This window comes from Pseudomonas oryzae (genome assembly GCF_900104805.1).
GTDB lineage: Bacteria > Pseudomonadota > Gammaproteobacteria > Pseudomonadales > Pseudomonadaceae > Geopseudomonas > Geopseudomonas oryzae.
The window spans coordinates 2,215,840-2,234,958 of record NZ_LT629751.1 but is presented as its reverse complement, the minus strand read 5'-3'; the positions used below and the strand labels follow the sequence as shown (position 1 = coordinate 2,234,958).

The following is a 19,119-nucleotide window of genomic DNA, read 5'->3' as shown; positions in this document are numbered from 1 at the left end:
ATATGAGCTCAGATCAGGCCCAGAGCACCATCCTGCTGGTGGATGACGTTGCCGAAAACATCGACATCCTCAACGAAGTGCTGTCGCCCCACTACCGCATCCGGATCGCCCTCAGCGGCGAGAAGGCGCTGAAGATCGCCGCTTCGGCCACCCCACCGGACCTGATCCTGCTCGACATCATGATGCCCGGCATGGACGGCTACCATGTGTGCCAGCAGCTCAAGAGCAATCCGGATACCCGCGACATTCCGGTGATCTTCGTCACCGCCATGAACGAGGTGGAGGACGAGCAGCGCGGCCTCGAGCTGGGCGCGGTGGACTACATCGCCAAGCCGATCAGCCCGGCGATCGTGCTGGCCCGGGTGCGCACCCATCTGGCGCTGTATGACCAGAACCGCGAGCTGGCGCGTCAGGTCAGCGAGCGCACGGCCGAGCTGTTCAACACGCGGCAGCAAATCATCCGCCGCCTGGGTCGTGCAGCGGAGTTCCGCGACAACGAGACGGGCAATCACATCATCCGCATCAGCCACTACTGCCGGCTGATCGGCGCTGCCTTCGGACTGGGGGAAAAGAGCCTGGACATCCTGTTCAATGCCGCCCCCATGCACGATGTCGGCAAGATCGGCATCCCCGACTGCGTCCTGCTCAAGCCGGGCCGACTGGATGCCGATGAGTGGGCGATCATGCGCCGTCACCCGGAGATCGGGGCGGAAATCATCGGCCAGCACAGCGACGAACTGCTGCAGGCGGCACGCACCATCGCGCTGTGCCACCACGAGAAGTGGGACGGCAGCGGCTATCCGCAGGGCCTGAAAGGCCAGGAGATCCCCCTGATGGCGCGTATCGTCGCGCTGGCCGACGTGTTCGACGCCCTGACCAGCACCCGCCCTTACAAGAAGCCCTGGACGCTGGAGGAAACCCTCAACCACATCGAGTCCCAGGTCGGCCTCCATTTCGATCCGGGGCTGATCGGGCCGTTCAAGCAGGCACTGCCGCAGATCCTGCGCATCCGCGAGCAGTTCGCCGACCACCTGGGCACGCTCGAGGATGGCTTCTGGACCGTGGCTGCCAGCCCGGCTGATTCCGCGGTCGCCGCCGCAGAGGCCTCGATGCCCAGCGCGCAGCTGCAACCGGCCTGATTCTGCACGGAACCTGACGATGCTGCTCAATCTGTTCAACGAACTGCGTGCGGCCAAGGTGCCGGTGTCGCTGCGCGAACTGCTCGACCTGCTCGAAGCGCTCGAGCGCCAGGTGGTGTTCGCCGACATGGACGCCTTCTACTTCCTGGCGCGTACCGTGCTGGTCAAGGACGAGCGCCATTTCGACAAGTTCGACCGCGCCTTCGCCGCCTACTTCCAGGGGCTGCAGAACCTCGATGCGGCGCTGCAGGCGCTGATCCCCGAGGACTGGCTGCGCAAGGAGTTCGAGCGCTTCCTCAGCGAGGAGGACAAGGCGCAGCTCAAGAGCCTGGGTGGCCTCGATGCGCTGCTCGAGGCGTTCAAGCAGCGTCTGGAGGAGCAGAAGGAGCGGCATGCCGGCGGCAACAAGTGGATCGGTACCGGCGGCAGCAGCCCGTTCGGTTCCGGCGGCTACCATCCCGAGGGCATCCGCGTCGGCGACGCCGGCGAGCGTCAGGGGCGGGCGGCCAAGGTCTGGGAGCAGCGCCAGTACCGCAACCTCGACGACCAGATGGAGCTCGGTTCGCGCAACATCCAGCTCGCCCTGCGCCGGCTGCGCAAGTTCGCCCGCGAGGGCGCGGCCGAGGAGTTCGATCTCGACGGCACCATCGAGCACACCGCGCGCGACGCCGGCCTGCTCAACATCCGCATGCGTCCCGAGCGGCGCAACGCGGTCAAGCTCCTGCTGCTGCTCGACATCGGCGGCTCCATGGACACCCACGTCAAGGTCTGCGAGGAGCTGTTCTCCGCCTGCCGCACCGAGTTCAAGCATCTCGAGCACTTCTACTTCCACAACTTCGTCTACGAGTCGGTGTGGAAGGACAACCAGCGCCGCCACAGCGAGCGGATCGCCACCTGGGACCTGCTGCACAAGTACGGCCCGGACTACAAGGTGGTGTTCGTCGGCGATGCCTCGATGGGGCCCTACGAGATCACCCACGCCGGCGGCAGCGTCGAGCACTGGAACGAGGAGCCGGGCTTCGTCTGGATGCAGCGCTTCATGGACACCTACAGGAAGCTCATCTGGATCAACCCCTATCCGCAGGACGCCTGGAAGTACAGCAGCTCCAACGCCCTGGTACGCGAACTGGTGCAGGAGCGCATGTACCCGCTGACCCCGGCCGGCCTGGAGGAGGGCATGCGCTTCCTCGCCGCCAACTGAAGTCCCTTCCCGGCGGCCTGCCCTCGGGCCGCCCCGCCGTACTCCCTCCTCGACCCTCCGACATGGCCGCGAAATGACGCGAACAGGCATTCGCCTGGTCGCAGGCGGGTAACCGGCGTCAGCGCCCGGCGCCGCATCATCGGGGCGTAGCCAAGCAGAAGAACCTTCCTCGCGATCCCGCCGCCTCCGTGCCGGGGCGCGCTCATGCCTGAGGAGTTGCCCATGTCTGCCAGTCGCCGCGGTATGGATGCCTTCGCCCTGCAGTTGATGGTGCTGCTCTGTTCCCTGTGGGGCATGCAGCAGGTGGCGATCAAGCTGGCGGCGCCGGACATGTCGCCACTGCTGCAGGTCGCTCTGCGCTCGGCGATCGCTGCGCTGCTGGTGGGGCTGTTCATGCTCTGCCGTCGCCAGCCGTTCAGTCCGGGCGACGGCACCTGGCGTGCCGGGGCGCTGGTCGCCGTGCTGTTCACCCTCGAGTTCATGTCCGCGGCCGAAGCGCTGCGGTACGCCAGTGCTTCCCATGTGGTGGTGCTGCTGTATACCGCACCGATCTTCTCTGCCCTGGGGCTGCATCTGCTGTCGCCCGGCGAGCGTCTGCGCCGCCTGCAGTGGGGCGGCATCCTGCTGGCTTTTGCCGGCATCTTGCTGGCCTTCGGCGCCGGCGCGCTGCGCCAGCGGTTGTCCGTGCAGGTGCTGCTGGGCGATCTGTGGGCCCTGCTGGCCGGGCTGTGCTGGGGCATGACCACGGTCGCCGTGCGCTGCTCGCGACTAGCCGAGGCGTCGGCCTCGAAAACCCTGCTCTACCAGCTGGCCGGCTCGGCCGTGCTGCTGCTGCCACTGGCCTGGCTGACCGGCCAGGCCGCCGGGGCGAGCTTCACGGCGCCGGTATGGGGCAGCCTGCTGTTCCAGGGCGTGCTGGTGTCCTTCGCCAGCTATCTGGCCTGGTTCTGGCTGCTGCGTCGCTACCTCGCCGCGCAGATCGGCGTGTGCTCGTTCCTCACGCCGCTGTTCGGCGTGGCCTTCGGCGTGCTGCTGCTGGACGAGCGCCTCGATGTCTTCTTCGTCGCCGGCGGGCTGCTGGTGCTGCTCGGCATCAGCCTGGTCAGCGCCGATGGCTGGTGGCGGCGGGTGCTGGGCACTTCGGCGTCGGCGCGCGGGCAGGTTCGCGAAGGCTGCTAGGCGATTTTCCGGTGGTCACCGTGCGACAATCAGCACCATGTCCCGAGCCCGTTGCCCGCGCTGTGCGCGACCGCTGACGCATTGCCTGTGTCCGCTGATCCCTCATCTCGAAAACCGCACCCGGGTGCTGATCCTCCAGCACCCGGACGAGACGCGCCATGCGCTGAACACCGCCCGCCTGGCGGCCCTTGGCCTGGCCAATGCCGACCTGCGCGTGGGCGAGCATTTCCCCGAGCTGGAGATGGAGCTGGCCGGCCGCGAGGTCTGGCTGCTGTTTCCCGGTGAGCAGGCGTGCAGCGTCGAGCAGCTGGCGGCGGCCGATGCCGGCCCGCAGGGCGAGCGCTGGCTGATCGTGCCCGACGGCACCTGGCGCAAGGCACGGCGCATCCTGCACTGCAATCCCTGGCTTGCCCGGTTGCCGCGGCTGACCCTGGAGGAGGCGCGGGCCAGTCGCTATCGACTGCGCAAGGCGCCCGGTCCGGGCGCGTTGTCCACTCTGGAGGCCATCGTCCACTGCCTCAACACGCTGGAAGGGGCGGGGCGCTTCGATGCGCTGCTGCGACCGTTCGAGGCGCTGATCGACGGGCAGATCGCGGCGATGGGCGAGGACACCTACCGGCGCAATCACCTGGGCGAAGGCCGCCCGGAATGAACTCGGGGGCCAGCGGCCCCCGAACTGCGCAACGTGTCGGCTTCCGGTGGCGGCGATTCAGCGCTCGCGCAGGGCTTCGGTGCGCGCCTTGAGCACCGGCTTGAGCAGGTAGTCCAGCACGCTCTTGTGGCCGGTGATGATGTCGACGTTGGCCACCATGCCGGGAATGATCAGCAGCGGCTTCTCCTCGCTGCCCAGGTGGCTCTTCTCGGTGCGCACCTGGATCAGGTAGAAGCTGTTGCCTTCCTCGTCGGTGATGGTGTCGGCGCTGATCAGTTCGAGCTTGGCCTTGAGGCCGCCGTAGATGGTGTAGTCGTAGGCGGTGAACTTGACCATCGCCTGCTGGCCGGGGTGCAGGAAGGCGATATCCTGCGGGCGGATGCGCGCCTCGATCAGCAGGCTGTCCTCCAGCGGCACGACTTCGACCAGATCGCTGCCCGGCTGTACCACCCCACCGATGGTGTTGACCTTGAGCTGCTTGACGATGCCATGTACCGGCGAGACCACCGAGGTGCGGCTGACCCGGTCCTCGATGGCGAGGCTGGAGGCGGTGATCTTGCTCAGTTCGGTGCGCACCTCGTTGAGCTCCTTCAGGGCCTCGGTGCGAAACCGCAGCCTGGCCTCCTCGATCTTGCGTTCCACCTCCTTGACCCCGGCTTCGGCGCGCGGGATCGCCAGGGTGGTGGCCTCCAGCGCGCCGCGGGTTTCCACCGCGCTGCGGCGCAGGCGGAGGATTTCCACCTGGGAGATGGCGCCACTCTTCACCAGCGGCTCGGACATGTTCAGCTCACTCTGGATCAGGCCGAGGCTGGAGCGGTACTGCTGGGCCTTGGCTCGGAACTCCGCCAGCTCCTGGGTCTTCTGCCGCAGCTGCTCATTCAGGATGTTGACCTCGCTGGTCAGGCCCTGCTGGCGCGAGCGATACAGCGCCAGCTCGTCGGCGGCCAGCCCCGGAGCTGCGCTGGCGATCTCCTCCGGCAACCGCAGTTCGCGGCCCTCCGCCTCGGCGCTGAGGCGTTCGACCCGGGCGAGCAGGGCGAGGCGGTCGGCTTCGCTCTCGCTTTTGTTGGAGACGAAGCGGGTATCGTCCAGGCGCAGCAGCATGTCGCCCTTGTTCACCACCTGGCCTTCACGGACGAAGATCTCCGCGACTATGCCGCCCTCCAGGTTCTGGATGGTCTGCAGCTTGCTCGAGGGAATCGCCTTGCCTTCGCCGGTGGTCACCTCGTCGAGCACGGCGAAGTGCGCCCAGACCAGCGCGGTGAGCAGCAGCAGGGCGATCAGCCATACGGTCAGCCGGGTCAGGCGGGTGGAGTCCTCCACCAGCGCGCCCTGCACCTCGGGCATGAACTCGATATCGTGCTTGTCACGCCGCATGTTCAGGTAGTCGCCGGCATTCTGCAGAGCGCCCATGATTGCCTCCTCAAACCGATGCGGGGCCGACGCGGCCCTTGCGCAGGGCCTCGATCACGGCTTCCTTCGGGCCGTCGGCGACGATCTTGCCGCCATCGAGCACGATCAGGCGATCCACCAGGCTGAGCATGGCGGTACGGTGGGTGATCAGCAGCAGTGTCTTGTTGCGGTTCCAGTCGCGCAGGCGATTGCGCAGCACTTCCTCGCTGCTGTTGTCCATCGAGCTGGTGGGTTCGTCCAGCACCAGGATCGGCGGGTCGAGCATCAGCGCGCGCGCCAGCAGCACGGCTTGGCGCTGTCCGCCCGAGAGCAGCTGACCGCGCTCGCCCACCGGTCGCTCGAAGCCCTGCGGATGCTGGCGGGCCAGGTCGCTGACCCCGGTCAGGTCGGCGACTTCGAGCAGGCGCTCGTCGCTGACGTAGCGAGCTCCCAGGGTCAGGTTGCTGCGCAGGGTGCCGGAGAGCAGCGGCAGGTCGTGGGCGACGTAGCCGATCTGGTGGCGCAGGTCGGCTACGTCGATCTGCCGCTGGTCGAGCCCGTCGAACAGGATCTGACCTTCGTTCGGCGCGTAGAAGCCCATCAGCAGGCGCGCCAGGGTGCTCTTGCCCGAGCCGCTGCGGCCGATGATGCCGATCTTCTCGCCGGGGGCGACGCGCAGGTTGACGCCCTGCAGGGCCGGGCCGCTCTGCCCCGGATAGCTGAAGGCCACCTGGCGCAGCTCGATGGCGCCTTTCAGGCGGGCATGCTCCAGGGGGCGCTGCTGGTTGTCGCGCTCCTGCGGCAGGGCCATCAGCGCGTCGGTGCTCTTCATGGTCAACTGGGCTTGCTGATGGCGGGTGATCAGGCTGGCGATCTGCCCGAGCGGTGCCATGATCCGGCCGTTGAGCATGTAGCAGGCGACCAGCGCGCCGACGCTCAGGCTGCCGGCGATGATGGAATAGACGCCGGCCACGATCATCGCCACCCCCGCCAGCTGTTGCAGGAACAGGGTGCCGTTCATGGCGATGGCCGAGAGCGTGCGGGCGTGGGCGTCGAGGCGGGTCAAGGCGCCGTGGGTGCTTTCCCACTGGTGCTGGCGCTCGCTCTCGGCCCCGCAGCTCTTCAGGGTTTCCAGACCGCTGAGGGTCTCGATCAGCAGGGCCTGGCGTTCGGCGCCCAGCGCCAGGCTGCGCTGCACGGTGTCGCGCAGGCGCTGCTGGATGATCAGGGCGAACAGGGCGGTGATCGGGAAGGCCAGCAACGGAATCACCACCAGCCAGCCGCCGAGCAGGCCGATTACCAGCATCATCAGCAGCGCGAAGGGCAGGTCGATAAGGCTGGTCAGGGTCACCGCGGTGAGGAATTCGCGCAGGCCCTGGAAGTCGTGGATGCTCTGGGCGAAACCGCCGACGGAGGCGGGGCGCGCCTTCATCATCATCCCGGTGATGCGCTCGAACAGGGTGGCGGAGAGCACCACGTCGGTTTTCTTGCCGGCCACGTCCAGCAGACGGAAACGCAGCACGCGCAGCAGCAGCTCGAACAGGGTGCCGAGCAGCAGGCCGATGGTCAGCACCCACAGGGTGGAGAGCGCCTGATTGGGCACCACCCGGTCGTAGGTCTGCATGACGAACAGCGGCACCATCAGACCGAGCAGGTTGATCAGCAGGCTGGCGAGGATGGCGTCGGTATACAGGCCGCGCGACAGCTTGAGGGTGTCGCGAAACCAGGACTGTACCCGTGGCACCAGTGGTGTGCGCAGCTCCTCCAGTTCATGGCGCGGGCGGGCGAACAGGGCCTGGCCGGAATACTCGCTGGCCAGCTGCTCGCGCTCGACCCATTGCTCGCCTCCGGCGGCCTCCGAAGGCAGGATCAGCGCGCGGCCTTGCTCGTCCCATTGGCGCAGCACCGCGCTGCGACCATCCTTGAGCAGCAGGAGTACCGGCAGGTTGAGGGCGGAAATGGCATCCAGCGGGCGGCGCAGCAGACGGGCCTGCAGACCGGCGCGAGCCGCCGCGCGAGGCAGCAGGTCAGGACTGAGCAGCTGGTTGGCGAGGGGCAGGCCGGCGCTGAGGCTGGCCCGGCTGACCGTCCGCCCATGCAGCCTGCCGAGGATCAGCAGGCCATCGAGCAGCGGGTCATCGTGAAGTTGCCGCGGATCGACCGCATTGCCCACCTGTTCCATGGTTGTCATGACGACATCCCCCATCCCGCAAGTGAGTCATTAATTCAAGTTGTCGAGATCTTCCATGAAGCGCGAAACCTGCAGGCTGGCGACCTTTTCCCCCGGGTCGCCACCGGCCTCTGCGAGCCGGCTGTGCCTGCAGGATCCACGTGTCCCCTGGTTCACTTCATGGCCGGCAGGCGTGCCTCGCTCTTCACCTCGGTCAGGGCCACGGCCTCGGTCGGCGCCACGATGTTGTGGGTGCGCAGCAGGTTGCCCAGGGTGGCCATCACCCGGTACATCGAGAATTCTTCGGTGTAGCGCACTTCGGTGTAGCGCCGGTTGGCTGTGAAGAGTTCGTTCTCGCTGTCCAGCAGGTCGAGCAGGGTGCGCTGGCCCAGGGAGAACTGCTGCTGATACGCCTCGCGAACCCGGGCGCTATAGTCCGCGTAGTCGCGGGCCCTGGGCGTTTGCAGGCGGGCGTTTTCCATGGCGTTCCACGACAGCATCAGGTTCTCGTTGAGCACCCGCAGCGCGTTGTTGCGGATGTCCATCGACTCGTTGATCTTGTGGGCGTTGGCCTGCAGCAGCGACTTGTCGCGCATGCCGTTGAACAGGTTGTAGTTCATCACCACGCCGGCATACCAGGTGTTGTAGTGGCCCTCGTCGCCCTGGATGTCGTCGTCGGCGGTGCCCGACAGCTCGACATCGAAGCGCGGGTAGAACTTGGACTTGGCGGCCTCGTACTGTTTCTCGGCCGCGTTGACGTCGGCCTGGGCCGACTTGAGCAGGGGGTTGTTGTCCATCAGCGTGTCGCGGGCGGTGGCGACGCTGTCAGGCATTTGCGGCTTGATCGAGGAGGGCGTCTCCAGCTGGTCGGGCATGCGGCCCACGGCGCTGAAGAAGTTCGCCTCGGCGTCGGCCAGATTCACCTGCTCGGTGTAGAGGTTGTTCTCGGCCAGGGCCAGACGGGCTTCCGACTGGTCGCGGTCGGCGGTGCTGCCGACGCCGCGCTGGGCGCGCAGGCTGATCTGGTCGTGGATGCGCCGGTGGGCCTGCAGGTTATTCTCGGCCAGGGCCACCATCTCGCGGCGCTTGAGGACATCCAGGTAAACCTCGACGGTGCGTAGTGCCAGGCTCTCCGATGCACCCAGCAGGCGATAGGCTTTGGAGTTCACCACCGCTTCGTTGCGAGCCACCTCGTTGGGGGTATAGAAGCCGTCGAACACCATCTGGCGCAGCCGCAGCTCGGCCGTGCGGGCATTCAGGGTTTCCTTGTTGTGGTCGCCGACGATGCGGGTGCTGGGGCTGTCGGTCTGCTCGCGCCCATAGCTGGCGAGCATGTCCACTGTGGGTAGGTAGCCCCCCTTGGCGATCTTCAGCTCTTCGTCAGCGGATAGGCGGCTGTTGGTACCGGAGTGAATTTCGGGGTGATTGTCGATCGTGCTCTGAATCGCTTCCGAAAGACTCATGGCCGAAGCCTGGTTGAATCCTGCCGCCATCAGAATACCGACCCACAGGGGTGAGAGGCGCATGGGTATCTCCTTTCCACTGTCCATTTTTAGCGGGTTGGTCAGGCGCCAAAAAAGTGGCATATCCTGCGCCTTGAGCTCGTCCCGGTTCTAAAGACATGTAAGAACATCCCTGTGGAAATGCTCAGAAGAGTTCTTCATAACACCTATGTCGAAACAGTCTTATGTGTTCTTACGAATACTGGCCATTTTTTAAGGAGGGAAAAATCCGCGTATGTGCGCGTATTCAGCGGGTTTTTTGAGGATTCATGTAGATCGGGCAGAAGGGAAAGGAGAGCACAGCCAGGGGGAAGCCGGTCGTTGTGGATTCATGGTCACTGGAATGACGATTTTCTGTCATTTGGTCTGCGGTGAGTGGCCCGAGCAACCGCATGCATCTGCACTCTTCACCTGATTGGCTGGCTTCCGACACCTCCTCTGCCTGACTCGGCGATGCACGCTGGCCGCTTGGAGCGGCTACTGGAGGATGAGTCATGGCTAGGTTGATCGGTGTCGTCAAAACGATTGTCGGCGAGGTTCATGCGGTAGCGGCTGATGGCAGCAAACGTCTGCTGGAGCAGGGCGATCGCGTCTACGCCGGCGAGCAGTTGCTCACCGGTGCCGACGGCGCGGTGGCCATTCGCCTGGTCAATGGTGAGGAGCTGACGGTCGGGCGCGAAAGCATCCTGACCCTGGATGACCAGCTGCTGGCCGGCGAGGAGGCCAGGGCCAGGATCGAGCCCTCCAGCTCGGCGGAGGCCCCCAGCAGCGCCCTTCTCACCGACGTTGAGCAGATTCAGAAAGCCATTGCCGCCGGCATCGACCCGACCACCGGCCTGCCGGCCACCGCCGCCGGCCCGGGAGCCGGCGGGGCGGGTGGCGCTGGTGCTGGCGGGGGCGGCATCTCCTTCGTACTGCTCGGCGAAACCGCGGATCGCGTCGATCCGAACATCGGTTATCCCACCGGGCCGCTGCCGTTCGCACCGTTGTCGCCGACCGAGTTTCCGGTCGATGCGGATGAGTTGCCGGACAATGGTGTGATCATTGACGGGCTGGGAGTTGTGGGGGGCGAAGTCCGACTCGATGAGGATGACCTGCCCAACGGCACGGATAGGTCGGATCCCCTGACCCAGAATGGAAGCTTCACCATCACGGCCCTGGATGGCATCGCCACGGTTAGCATCGCCGGCATCACCCTCACTTATGCTGAATTGGCCAATGCTTCAACCTATCCCCTGGTAATCGATACTCCCGCCGGGGAGCTCGTCATCAATGGCTATAGCGGCACCGAGACCGGCGGCACGGTTTCCTACACCTACACCCTGCAGGCCCCCGTGGATCATGCACCGGGAAGCGATCTGGCAGGGGAGAGCTTTCCTGTAGTCGTGACGGATACGGATGGTTCGAGCGCTTCAGCCTCGCTGGATATCGTTATTGCCGATGATGTCCCACTGGTATTCGCTGAACCGCAGCAAGGCCTTGCCGAAGGCGCCACCATCACGGGCGTATTCGACTTCACGGCAGGTGCCGACGGGGCAACGGTCACCCACATCAACGGTATTCAATTGGTCTTTGGTGCGGATGGTTTCTCGCAGGTAATCGATACCGGAAACGGGCTGATCAAGGTCAAGGCGGATGGCATCTACAGCTTCACAGCCGATGCCAGCGTGATCAGTCGAGAACCGGTAGTCGATAACCTCACCTTCACCGTTACCGATGGTGATGGCGATGCAGTGACACAAGATGCAAGCTTCAGCATCACCGATGCCAATGCACCAACGGCCGGCGATGCGAGGGCGGCGGTAGATGAGGATGGCCTGGAAGGCGGTAATGCTGCTAGCTCGGCGGGCGATATGGTGGTTTCGCCGGACCCAGATGGCAACGAGGCGACATTCAGTGGCACGCTGCCGCACGACTTCGGTGCTGATGGTCCCGGCGCAATCACCTTCATTGCGATGGACGGCAAGATCGGTACCGTGGGTACCGAAACCGTCACCTACAGCTGGAATGCCGACAGCAATACCCTGACGGCAACTGGTCCCCGTGGTGCACTTTTCACTGTGGTAGTCGATCCTCTCACTGGTAGCTACACCGTCACGTTGCTGCAGAATGTGCTGCACGAGTCGCTGGATGGGCAGCTCGGGGACAATTCGGAGAACGAGGCGACCGCCGATCTCATCTACTACGCGGTATCCGATGCGGACGACAGCACTGCCCAGGGCACCCTAAGCATCACTTTCGACGACGACATGCCCTCCGCTACGGAAGAGCCACTGCGTGTCCTCGATGAAGGAGACAGCTTCAGCGGCGTCTTCGATTTCGTGGCCGGCGCCGATGGCGCAAATGTCACCCATATCAATGGTCAGGCACTGATCTTTGGCCAGGATGGCTACTCGCAGGCGATCGATACCGGTCATGGGCTGATCAAGGTCAAAGCCGATGGCAGCTACAGCTTCACTGCAGATGCCAGTGTCCTGAATCCAGAAATTGTGACCGACAACATCACCTTCACGGTTACTGATGGCGATGGTGACGCCGTGACGGAAAACTTCTCCATCGGTATCCTGGATGCCAATGCACCGAGCGCAGGGAAGACTGCTGCGGCAGTGGATGACGATGGGCTCTCGGGCGGTAATCCGGTCAGTACGCTGGGGGATCTGCTCGTCGCGCCGGATCCTGACCTCGACGAAGCCACCTTCAGCGGCACGTTGCCGCACGACTTCGGCGGGGATGGTCCCGGTACCATCAGCTTCGCCAGCATGCAAGGCGAGACGCAGGCTATAGGCAGCGAAACAGTCCGCTATTCCTGGGATGACGACACCAGCACCTTGACCGCTATTGTCGAGGGTGGTGGTCGCGATGGCCTGCAGCTGTTCACCGTTGCGGTCAACCCGTTGACCGGAGCCTATACCGTCACGCTGTTGCAGAACGTGTTGCACGCGCCTCTGAACGGCGTGGCCGGTGACAATACCGAGAATGATGCTATCGCGGATCTGGTCTATTACACCGTGTCGGATGCCGACAATAGCGTCGCCCGCGGGACTCTGAGCATTACCTTCGACGACGACATGCCCAGTGCTTCTGACGAAGGGCAGCGCAGCCTGCTCGAGGGAACCACTGTTGTCGGGAGCTTCGACTTCGTCGCGGGGGCCGACGGAGCGAGCGTCACTCATGTCAATGGGCAGGCACTCAGCTTCGGCCAGGATGGCTACTCCCAGCAGATCGATACCGGTCACGGTCTGATCAAGGTCAAGGCGGATGGAAGTTACAGTTTCACCGCCGATGCTAGCGTGATCAGCGACGTAGCAGTGGTCGACAACCTGACGTTCACGGTGACTGACGGCGACGGCGATGCCGTAACCAAAAACGCCAGTTTCAGCATCACCGATGCCAATGTGCCGACCGCCGGGCAGACCTTTGCAGCTGTTGACGACGACGGACTCCTGGGCGGTAACCCTGCGAGCACGCAGGATGACCTTGTGGTGACTCCGGACCCGGATCTGAATGAGGCCACCTTCAGTGGCGTTCTCGTCCACGACTTCGGCCCCGATGGCCCCGGCTCGATCAGCTTCGCCGCAATGGATGGCAAGACGGCGACGGTTGGCACCGAGACGGTAACGTACAGCTGGAATGCCGCCAACAATACGCTGACCGCCATAGGGCCGCGCGGCGTGCTGTTCACTGTTGAGGTTGACGACCCCACCACTGGCGAGTTCACGGTCACCCTGCACGATAACGTGCTGCACCCCTCTCTTGACGGGCAGGTTGGCGACAACACCGAGAACGACGCTACGGTCGATCTCATCTACTACACGGTAGCCGATGCGGACGACAGCAAGGCCCAGGGAACGTTGACGATCACCTTCGACGACGATGGCCCGACCCAGACCGTGACGGCCAATGCGGGCGGTACGGCGGCAGTGACGGTCTCGCTGGACGAAACCACCGGCCCCAGCGACCACTACGCCGCTGGCGAAGCGGCCGACAGCTACGTCAATGACGATGTGCCCGGCGCGCTGGCGCGGGCGACCACGACGCTGAGCGGTGGACTGCTCGGCCTGTTCAACGTCAGCGGCAGTTACGGCTCGGATGGAGTGGGCGCGCTGATCACGGAGGTGAGCTTCCAGGGGGTACCTGCCGGCGGACTGGCCACCAACCTGGTGGCCACCGATGGCGGTGCGATCACCCTGATCGCCAGCAGCCCGACTCAACTGAGCGGTGTGGACGCCGATGGCGACACGGTATTCACCATCGCGATCGTCAACGTCGGTGGCGCGCTGCAACTGCAGACCACCCTGTACGAGGCGCTGGACAACGGCACCGACGGGCTGTTCGACGAGGCGGTGAGCCTGCTGCTGGAGCCGGGCAGCACGCTGTCGCTGCAACTGCAGGTAACCCGTACCGACGGCGATGGCGACACCATCGTGGCTTCCGACAGGGTGGTGCTGGCCAATAACACGACTTCGGCCTTCAGCTTCGACGACGATGGCCCGACCCAGACCGTGACGGCCAATGCCGGCGGTACGGTGGCAGTGACGGTTTCTCTGGACGAAACCACCGGCCCCAGCGACCACTACGCCGCTGGCGAAGCGGCCGACAGCTACGTCAATGACGATGTGCCCGGCGCGCTGGCGCGGGCGACCACGGCGCTGAACGGTGGACTGCTGGGGCTGTTCACCGTCAGCGGCAGCTACGGTTCGGACGGTGCGGGCTCGCTGAGCACGGCGGTGACCTTCCAGGGTGTGCCGGCCGGCGGGGTGGCCACCAACCTGGTGGCCACCGATGGCGGTGCGATCACCCTGATCGCCAGCAGCCCGACTCAACTGAGCGGTGTGGACGCCGATGGCGACACGGTGTTCACCATCGCGATCGTCAACGTCGGTGGCGCGCTGCAACTGCAGACCACCCTGTACGAGGCGCTGGACAACGGCACCGACGGGCTGTTCGACGAGGCGGTGAGCCTGCTGCTGGAGCCGGGCAGCACGCTGTCGCTGCAACTGCAGGTAACCCGTACCGACGGCGATGGCGACACCATCGTGGCTTCCGACAGGGTGGTGCTGACCAATAACACGACTTCGGCCTTCAGCTTCGACGACGATGGCCCGACCCAGACCGTGACGGCCAATGCCGGCGGTACGGCGGCAGTGACGGTCTCGCTGGACGAAACCACCGGCCCCAGCGACCACTACGCCGCTGGCGAAGCGGCCGACAGCTACGTCAATGACGATGTGCCCGGCGCGCTGGCGCGGGCGACCACGGCGCTGAGCGGTGGACTGCTGGGGCTGTTCACCGTCAGCGGCAGCTACGGTTCGGACGGTGCGGGCTCGCTGAGCACGGTGGTGAGCTTCACCGGCGTCCCGGCTGGTGGGTTGGCCACCAACCTGGTGGCCACCGATGGCGGTGCGATCACCCTGATCGCCAGCAGCCCGACCCAACTGAGCGGTGTGGACGCCGATGGCGACACGGTGTTCACCATCGCGATCGTCAACGTCGGTGGCGCGCTGCAACTGCAGACCACCCTGTACGAGGCGCTGGACAACGGCACCGACGGGCTGTTCGACGAGGCGGTGAGCCTGTTGCTGGAGCCGGGCAGCACGCTGTCGCTGCAACTGCAGGTAACCCGTACCGACGGCGATGGCGACACCATCGTGGCTTCCGACAGGGTGGTGCTGGCCAATAACACGACTTCGGCCTTCAGCTTCGACGACGATGGCCCGACCCAGACCGTGACGGCCAATGCCGGCGGTACGGCGGCAGTGACGGTCTCGCTGGACGAAACCACCGGCCCCGTCGACCACTACGCCGCTGGCGAAGCGGCCGACAGCTACGTCAACGACGATGTGCCCGGCGCGCTGGCGCGGGCGACCACGACGCTGAGTGGCGGACTGCTGGGGCTGTTCAACATCAGCGGTAGCTACGGCTCGGATGGCGCGGGCTCGCTCAGCACGGTGGTGAGCTTCACCGGCGTCCCGGCTGGTGGGTTGGCCACCAACCTGGTGGCCACCAATGGCGGGGCGATCACCCTATTCGCCACGGGTGCCGGCGTGCTGGAAGGCAAAGACGCCACCAACCAGACCGTTTTCAAGATCGAGATCGTCAATGTCGGTGGCTCGCTGCAGTTGCAGACCACCCTGTACGAGGCGCTGGATAACGGCACCGACAGTCTGTACGACGAGGCGGTGAGTCTGCTGCTGGAGCCGGGCAGCACGCTGTCGCTGCAACTGCAGGTAACCCGTACCGACGGCGATGGCGACACCATCGTGGCTTCCGACAGGGTGGTGCTGGCCAATAACACGACTTCGGCCTTCAGCTTCGACGACGATGGCCCGACCCAGACCGTGACGGCCAATGCCGGCGGTACGGTGGCAGTGACGGTTTCTCTGGACGAAACCACCGGCCCCAGCGACCACTACGCCGCTGGCGAAGCGGCCGACAGCTACGTCAATGACGATGTGCCCGGCGCGCTGGCGCGGGCGACCACGACGCTGAGTGGCGGACTGCTGGGGCTGTTCACCGTCAGCGGCAGCTACGGTTCGGACGGTGCGGGCTCGCTGAGCACGGCGGTGACCTTCCAGGGTGTGCCGGCCGGCGGGGTGGCCACCAACCTGGTGGCCACCGATGGCGGTGCGATCACCCTGATCGCCAGCAGCCCGACTCAACTGAGCGGTGTGGACGCCGATGGCGACACGGTGTTCACCATCGCGATCGTCAACGTCGGTGGCGCGCTGCAACTGCAGACCACCCTGTACGAGGCGCTGGACAACGGCACCGACGGGCTGTTCGACGAGGCGGTGAGCCTGCTGCTGGAGCCGGGCAGCACGCTGTCGCTGCAACTGCAGGTAACCCGTACCGACGGCGATGGCGACACCATCGTGGCTTCCGACAGGGTGGTGCTGGCCAATAACACGACTTCGGCCTTCAGCTTCGACGACGATGGCCCGACCCAGACCGTGACGGCCAATGCCGGCGGTACGGTGGCAGTGACGGTTTCTCTGGACGAAACCACCGGCCCCAGCGACCACTACGCCGCTGGCGAAGCGGCCGACAGCTACGTCAATGACGATGTGCCCGGCGCGCTGGCGCGGGCGACCACGGCGCTGAACGGTGGACTGCTGGGGCTGTTCACCGTCAGCGGCAGCTACGGTTCGGACGGTGCGGGCTCGCTGAGCACGGCGGTGACCTTCCAGGGTGTGCCGGCCGGCGGGGTGGCCACCAACCTGGTGGCCACCAATGGCGGGGCGATCACCCTATTCGCCACGGGTGCCGGCGTGCTGGAAGGCAAGGACGCCACCAACCAGACCGTTTTCAAGATCGAGATCGTCAACGTCGGTGGCGCGCTGCAACTGCAGACCACCCTGTACGAGGCGCTGGACAACGGCAACGACAGTCTGTACGACGAGGCGGTGAGCCTGTTGCTGGAGCCGGGCAGCACGCTGTCGCTGCAACTGCAGGTAACCCGTGTCGACGGCGATGGCGACACCATCGTGGCTTCCGACAGGGTGGTGCTGGCCAATAACACGACTTCGGCCTTCAGCTTCGACGACGATGGCCCGACCCAGACCGTGACGGCCAATGCCGGCGGTACGGCGGCAGTGACGGTCTCGCTGGACGAAACCACCGGCCACGCCGACCACTACGCCGCTGGCGAAGCGGCCGACAGCTACGTCAACGACGATGTGCCCGGCGCGCTGGCGCGGGCGACCACGGCGCTGAGTGGCGGACTGCTGGGGCTGTTCAACATCAGCGGCAGCTACGGCTCGGATGGCGCGGGCTCGCTCAGCACGGTGGTGAGCTTCACCGGCGTCCCGGCTGGTGGGTTGGCCACCAACCTGGTGGCCACCAATGGCGGGGCGATCACCCTATTCGCCACGGGTGCCGGCGTGCTGGAAGGCAAGGACGCCACCAACCAGACCGTTTTCAAGATCGAGATCGTCAATGTCGGTGGCTCGCTGCAGTTGCAGACCACCCTGTACGAGGCGCTGGATAACGGCAACGACAGTCTGTACGACGAGGCGGTGCAGCTGCTGCTGGCGCCGGGCAGCACACTGTCGCTGCAGGTCCAGGTCACCCGTGTCGACGGCGATGGCGACCAGATAGTGGCCTCCGATACGATCGTGCTGGCCAATAACACGACCTCGGCGTTCAGCTTCGACGACGACGGCCCGAGTCCCTTCACCCCAGACGATGTCCATGTAGTGCTGGGGATAGAGAACCCTCTCCCTACGACTGTTACCAAGTCGCTCAACTTCGCCGGAGCAGCTGGATCGGATGGTGTTGGTTCTATCGAGTTCACCATCACGGACGGTCAGGTCTTCCAGGATGTTGACGATAACGACCTGTTCCTGAACAACGAGCTGCTTTATCTCTTCTACCAAGGTGACAATCAGCACATTGTTGCGAAGACCGCTGATGGGGACGTGGCATTCTCGGCACAAATCAACCCCGGTGGTGATGTATCCATCACCATGTTCGAAGGTACCTTCATTTCCAATGAGTTGATTACCGTCGTCAAGGATCTTTCCGGGATCGGTGGCGGCAACGTTCCTTTCAAGGGATTGAACATCGGGACAACTCAGAACCCTGATCTCGACGGCAGTGATGACGTGCTGGTTTCTTCGGAGATCCTGCCGCTGGGTGGGAGTGCCGGAACCGTTAACAGTAACTCCACCGAACTCGGGGTAGGGCAAGGAAACGAGATATCCAATACCGAAGTGATCCGTTACGACCTAGTGACCAATCTCAGCGTGGTCGATTCGCCGAACAACAAAAGCTACAGTTTCAGTGGATACCAGAGCGACATTTATGCGTTCAAACAGAAGATTTCCATCTCTGGTGGCGGCAAGGATGCCGATTTCAGGCTGCGCATCTACGAAGTGACTGGTAGTGCAACCAATGCGACTAGCACCATGGTCGGGGGAGGGCTCGGTACGATCAGCCAGATCCCGTTGGCCCTCTTGGCCAGCGAGATCGTCATTTACGATGCGGCAGGCAATGTCCAGAGCAACGCCAATCACGTTGCCCAAGACGGTAATGGGGTGATTCTCTACAACATCGGGAACGACTGGACTTTCGAAATACACAGCGTCGATGCACAGGGTAATCCTGAAGACTTCAATGCGCTGGAGATCGAGGGGATCGAGTCCGTCAACGGTACAGTATCTGTGGATGGTACAACCACCAGCTTCAAACTGGCTGAGTTCTCTTTCGGTCAATCGACCGATATCCAGCCGGTAAGCTTCGAGCTACCAGTAACGGGATTCGATGGGGATGGGGATGCGGTCACTAGCAATATCGACATGACGGTCTATCCGGATACCAAGAGCATCTGGGGAACCGAAAGCGGGGAGACCCTCACCGGGACCGATGGCCAGGATTATATGTTCGGTTACGGTGGCAATGACACTCTGATCGGTGATCCTGGCGATGACATCCTGTTCGGCGGCCAGGGCAATGACACGCTGACTGGCGGTGCAGGCAAGGATACCTTCGTCTGGCAAGCCGATGATGTCGCAGCAGGTGCCATCGACACCATCACAGACTTCAGCAAGGGCTTCTCGATGGGAGGGGATCGCCTGGATCTCGCCGACCTTCTCAGCGGAGAGCATGGACATTCCGGGGATATCGGTAACCTCTTGGGGTACATCGACATCAGCACGGCAAATCTCGGCGGTACCGCGGCTGTCGACACGGTCATCAGGGTGAGTTCCAGTGGGAACTTTGATCCGGCCGCTGGGGCTGGAGTCGGGGCGATCCCTGTCGACCAGACCATCGTCCTCCAGGACGTCAACCTGCTGAGTGCCGCACCCGGTGGCTACGGCAGCAGCGAGGCTGATGTCATCACCGGCATGCTCGGCGACGGCACGCTAAAGGTCGACACCGTCTAA

At 64.5% G+C, this 19,119-nt stretch carries 8 protein-coding genes; 5 read left to right on the top strand and 3 right to left on the bottom strand.

The window, feature by feature from the left end; translation table 11 throughout:
- Positions 1-2 precede the first annotated feature (2 nt).
- The 4 genes from BLT78_RS09880 to BLT78_RS09865 all read left to right on the top strand — a co-directional run bounded on the left by BLT78_RS09880 (position 3) and on the right by BLT78_RS09865 (position 4,171).
- Positions 3-1,139, top strand: coding sequence for a response regulator (locus BLT78_RS09880; RefSeq protein WP_090352245.1), 1,137 nt, complete (start codon positions 3-5; stop codon positions 1,137-1,139).
- A 19-nt stretch (positions 1,140-1,158) separates the two neighbouring features.
- Positions 1,159-2,340, top strand: a complete 1,182-nt coding sequence (locus BLT78_RS09875; protein WP_090348813.1) for a vWA domain-containing protein — start codon at positions 1,159-1,161, stop codon at positions 2,338-2,340.
- Between the two features lie 222 nt (positions 2,341-2,562).
- Complete coding sequence (locus BLT78_RS09870; protein WP_090348812.1) at positions 2,563-3,519, top strand: DMT family transporter; 957 nt, start codon at positions 2,563-2,565, stop codon at positions 3,517-3,519.
- A gap of 37 nt (positions 3,520-3,556) precedes the next feature.
- Positions 3,557-4,171: a tRNA-uridine aminocarboxypropyltransferase gene (locus BLT78_RS09865; protein WP_090348811.1), complete on the top strand. Its 615-nt coding sequence runs from the start codon at positions 3,557-3,559 to the stop codon at positions 4,169-4,171.
- Between the two features lie 57 nt (positions 4,172-4,228).
- Here BLT78_RS09865 and BLT78_RS09860 read toward each other — a convergent pair whose 3' ends face one another.
- From BLT78_RS09860 to BLT78_RS09850, 3 genes are all read right to left on the bottom strand, one after another.
- A complete protein-coding gene (locus BLT78_RS09860) occupies positions 4,229-5,584 on the bottom strand; it encodes an HlyD family type I secretion periplasmic adaptor subunit (RefSeq protein WP_090348810.1) in 1,356 nt (451 codons plus the stop codon).
- 10 nt (positions 5,585-5,594) lie between these two features.
- Entirely contained in the window at positions 5,595-7,754 is a 2,160-nt protein-coding gene (locus BLT78_RS09855; RefSeq protein WP_090348809.1) for a type I secretion system permease/ATPase, read from the bottom strand.
- Positions 7,755-7,906: 152 nt separating this feature from the next.
- Positions 7,907-9,259, bottom strand: coding sequence for a TolC family outer membrane protein (locus BLT78_RS09850; RefSeq protein ID WP_090348808.1), 1,353 nt, complete (start codon positions 9,257-9,259; stop codon positions 7,907-7,909).
- A gap of 470 nt (positions 9,260-9,729) precedes the next feature.
- On the opposite strand from BLT78_RS09850, the gene BLT78_RS09845 reads away from it, so the two are divergent.
- The gene (locus BLT78_RS09845) at positions 9,730-19,119 is read left to right on the top strand and encodes a retention module-containing protein (RefSeq protein ID WP_157719523.1); all 9,390 of its coding nucleotides are present in this window, start codon (positions 9,730-9,732) and stop codon (positions 19,117-19,119) included.

Bases quoted from the DNA above. Each gene is read 5' to 3' on its own strand.
- BLT78_RS09870 (WP_090348812.1), top strand. From the start codon at position 2,563: ATGTCTGCCAGTCGCCGCGGTATGGATGCCTTCGCCCTGCAGTTGATG.
- BLT78_RS09850 (WP_090348808.1), bottom strand. From the start codon at position 9,259: ATGCGCCTCTCACCCCTGTGGGTCGGTATTCTGATGGCGGCAGGATTC.
- BLT78_RS09860 (WP_090348810.1), bottom strand. From the start codon at position 5,584: ATGGGCGCTCTGCAGAATGCCGGCGACTACCTGAACATGCGGCGTGAC.
- BLT78_RS09875 (WP_090348813.1), top strand. From the start codon at position 1,159: ATGCTGCTCAATCTGTTCAACGAACTGCGTGCGGCCAAGGTGCCGGTG.
- BLT78_RS09880 (WP_090352245.1), top strand. From the start codon at position 3: ATGAGCTCAGATCAGGCCCAGAGCACCATCCTGCTGGTGGATGACGTT.
- BLT78_RS09845 (WP_157719523.1), top strand. From the start codon at position 9,730: ATGGCTAGGTTGATCGGTGTCGTCAAAACGATTGTCGGCGAGGTTCAT.
- BLT78_RS09865 (WP_090348811.1), top strand. From the start codon at position 3,557: ATGTCCCGAGCCCGTTGCCCGCGCTGTGCGCGACCGCTGACGCATTGC.
- BLT78_RS09855 (WP_090348809.1), bottom strand. From the start codon at position 7,754: ATGACAACCATGGAACAGGTGGGCAATGCGGTCGATCCGCGGCAACTT.